This window comes from Pseudoalteromonas sp. S16_S37, assembly GCF_014694405.1.
Taxonomy (GTDB): Bacteria; Pseudomonadota; Gammaproteobacteria; order Enterobacterales; family Alteromonadaceae; genus Pseudoalteromonas.
In genome coordinates this window covers 1-3,007 of the sequence record NZ_JAAUWV010000113.1, presented here as the reverse complement: position 1 = coordinate 3,007, position 3,007 = coordinate 1, and the positions used below count along the sequence as shown (strand labels likewise).

At 42.1% G+C, this 3,007-nt stretch carries 5 protein-coding genes and 1 pseudogene; 5 read left to right on the top strand and 1 reads right to left on the bottom strand.

The window, feature by feature from the left end; genetic code table 11:
* Nucleotides 1–139: 139 nt before the first annotated feature.
* Genes HC733_RS21830 through HC733_RS21810 form a run of 5 tightly spaced genes read left to right on the top strand, consistent with a single transcriptional unit; the run spans nt 140 to nt 2,656 of the window.
* The gene (locus HC733_RS21830) at nt 140–814 is read left to right on the top strand and encodes a DUF7168 domain-containing protein (RefSeq protein WP_190367086.1); all 675 of its coding nucleotides are present in this window, start codon (nt 140–142) and stop codon (nt 812–814) included.
* A gap of 9 nt (nt 815–823) precedes the next feature.
* Entirely contained in the window at nt 824–1,441 is a 618-nt protein-coding gene (locus tag HC733_RS21825; protein WP_190367085.1) for a DUF3164 family protein, read from the top strand.
* Nucleotides 1,442–1,450: 9 nt separating this feature from the next.
* The gene (locus tag HC733_RS21820) at nt 1,451–2,092 is read left to right on the top strand and encodes a gp16 family protein (protein ID WP_190367084.1); all 642 of its coding nucleotides are present in this window, start codon (nt 1,451–1,453) and stop codon (nt 2,090–2,092) included.
* Complete coding sequence (locus tag HC733_RS21815; RefSeq protein ID WP_190367083.1) at nt 2,085–2,480, top strand: Mor transcription activator family protein; 396 nt, start codon at nt 2,085–2,087, stop codon at nt 2,478–2,480. Before HC733_RS21820 ends, HC733_RS21815 begins: the two co-directional genes overlap by 8 nt.
* Nucleotides 2,474–2,656, top strand: a complete 183-nt coding sequence (locus HC733_RS21810) for a hypothetical protein (RefSeq protein ID WP_190367082.1) — start codon at nt 2,474–2,476, stop codon at nt 2,654–2,656. The genes HC733_RS21815 and HC733_RS21810 overlap by 7 nt, the downstream gene beginning before the upstream one ends.
* 141 nt (nt 2,657–2,797) lie before the next feature.
* Here HC733_RS21810 and HC733_RS23310 read toward each other — a convergent pair.
* Nucleotides 2,798–3,007, bottom strand: a pseudogene (locus HC733_RS23310) (IS630 family transposase); the annotation flags it as partial.

Sequence of the window (3,007 nt, the reverse complement as noted above, 5' to 3'; positions counted from 1 at the left end):
CAGCGTGAAATCGTAGTGATCGCAGAACCAACAGGTTTGCGCTGTTTAACAAATGGCTGTGGCTGGGTTGGCGAAGGCGTAACGGTTTGCCCTAAGTGTCAGGGCGATAAATTTCATAAGTTTCAGGAGATAAGCCGCCGTGGATAAACGAATTTTAAGAAAAATTAAGCAATGCTTAGCTTTAGCTAAGTCAGCGACGAACGAAAACGAAGCGGCAGCAGCTATGCGAACAGCTCAAGCGCTCATGAATAAGCACCGTATTAGTGCTGAAGACATAGGTATGAGCAATATTGATGAGCAACGTTTTGCATTTGGTGTAAATCGCATCGTGAATTATCAAGCTGGTTTGCTCAATTTAATACAACGGGCGTTTGGCGTTGAAGTTGTTATAACGCGCAATTTTGTGAGTAGTGATGTTCGGTTTATTGGTGTTACACCACAGCCTGAGTTAGCAGGTTACTGCTGGGAAGTATTGTTTTCAAAACTAAAAGTTGAACGCAGCAATTACGTTAAAAAGCAGCCTAAACAGTGTAAGCGAGCAACTAAAGTGGCAAGGGGTGACAAGTTTGCGCTGGGTTGGATTTATGGCGTTAGCCAGCAAGTTAAAGATTTTGCGCTGACTGAAACCGAATTAGCATTAGTTGAAACATACAAAGCAAAACATTACCCAGATTTGACCACAACGAAAGCAATGCAAAGAGGTAAAAAAGCTAATACAGGTAGCGCTGTAAGCGATGGCATGAGAGCTGGTAAAAAGCATTCAATCAACCGCCCAATTAATGGCGAACCTCAACAAAAACTCATAGCGCAGTAAGGTGACATCATGGAACAAGAATTTTTAATTAATAGAAGCGGTTATAAAGTCCCAGCCAACAAAGTAAGCGACAACGATAAGGCACAAAATACGTTGGTGCTAGAGCTAGTTCAACGTGCTAAGCAGTTAAGCGCTGAGCATGAAGATTTTAAACGCGGTGTGTACTCGCAAGTAAACGATTTTATTGCTGATATGGCTCACAGTTACAACGTTGAGATAGGCGGAACTAAAGGTAACATTACTCTGACATCGTTCGACGGTAAAAGCCGCGTGAAAGTAGGCGTTGCTGATGACATAAGTTTTGGACCTGAGATTTTAATAGCTAAAGAGCTGTTTTTAGGTGTGGTAAATGGGTTGCTGAATAAGCTAGACGATGAAGCGCAGCTAATAAAAGACATAGTAATGAACGCGTTTGAAACCGACAAAGAGGGCCAATATAGCAAAACTAAAATTATGGAGTTGCGTAGTAAATACCGATACAGCCATAAATCAGACGATTGGGCAGCAGGAATGGAAGCAATAGATGACGCATTTATTTTTGGTTCTACAAAAACATACGTGCGGTTTCATGAACGTAACGAACTAGGCGCGTGGATTCAAATTCCGTTGGTTAGTAAATCTTTATAGGTGGTGGTTATGTACTTATCAAAATCACGTTACATTCAACTAATACACGTTGGCAAAGGCCAGTTAGGCTGGGATGAAGAGTTATATCGTCAGGTTCTTAAACAGTTGACCAAAAAAGACAGTTGCAGAGCCATGAATTTAGCCGAGTTAAAGCTCGTACTCGATCATATGAAAAGCAAAGGGTTTAAGGTCATTGCTAAAAAGCGCAGTGGCAAAAACTCACCAATTACGCGCGACAAAGAAGATAAAACCCAGCTCGACAAACTGCGACAACTTTGGATTGCGATGAAGTATCGCGGCTATATAAAGGAGGGGTCAGAACAAGCATTGCTGAACTGGTCCAAAAATCAGGCAAAGCGTTTGAATAAGAATGTGGCAATAGAGCGCTTGGAATGGCTACAGCCAAAAATGCTACATACACTGATCGAACAACTTAAGTGTTGGTATATAAGGTTAATGGCAAAAGATATGGCCGAACTTGCACCTGATTTAAAAGCGCTTCCTTTATATAAGGAAGAACAAGTGGCAGCTCAGCGATATGTGTATGACTATAGTGGCAAGTTTCAACGTTGTAATGTTGAGCAGCTTGAAGCCGCTTTGAACTTCACAGGCCAAATGTTGGGTAAATATAGCGAGGTGAGTAATGTCTAATTTAGATCATGTGGCATTGGGCAAAGCGTCTGAACGTGCTGAAGGTATGCTATTTACCATTTTAGAGCTGGTAGCCGAAGGAACTAAAGAAGCACTGGGTGAAGATGGTGCAACTAAACTGGGCTTAGATGTTATAGACACCGTTCGTACAACATTTGGCGGCGAATATGTTTATGTATGCAAAGGCCGTAAGCTGGATGCAATGCTCAAAAGCAATCAGATATGGGCTGAGTTTAGAGGTAACAACCATCGTGAACTTGCCAAAAAATTTGGCTGCTCAGTACAGTGGGTTTATACGGTGATCAGAACCAAGAACATGATCCTATATGGTGACGTTCAAGGTGACTTATTTGATGGACATAATAATGAAGGGCCAGCAACATGCTAATAAAGGAAGAGCAAGATAAAATAGCGCTACATTTTATAGCTGGGTTTCTAAACTCATATGGCTGTAATTCGCTGGATGATGTTGACGGCGCGTTGCAACACTTGATAGATACCGCCAAAGTTACCCAGTCACAATACCGAAATGGCACAGCAGAAAAAGCCACATCTATAAACTAACCAACAAAAAACGGCGCAAATTCTAAAGCGCCGCCGACTTTCATAATATGAAACGAAGTTTAAAATAGTGTCTCACTCAATCCCGTACATTCTCGGATATTCCCAGAGTTATTGCACAATCCTATAGTTAGTTTTCGTACACTAGATCAAGAGGGTGACATTGTTAAAAAATGAGGCCGTATCCTGTGTATGCCAGCCAGCACCATCAATAATAACCACCGCATGTCGTCCTGCCTCCGTTGCGTCGCTGATCTGTTTCAAGTGTTGTCTCATGCCATCTTTGTTCACAAACGGACTAATGAATGCCTCCGTTTTTCCATTACTTGGGCACACCGCGCCGAACAGATAGCC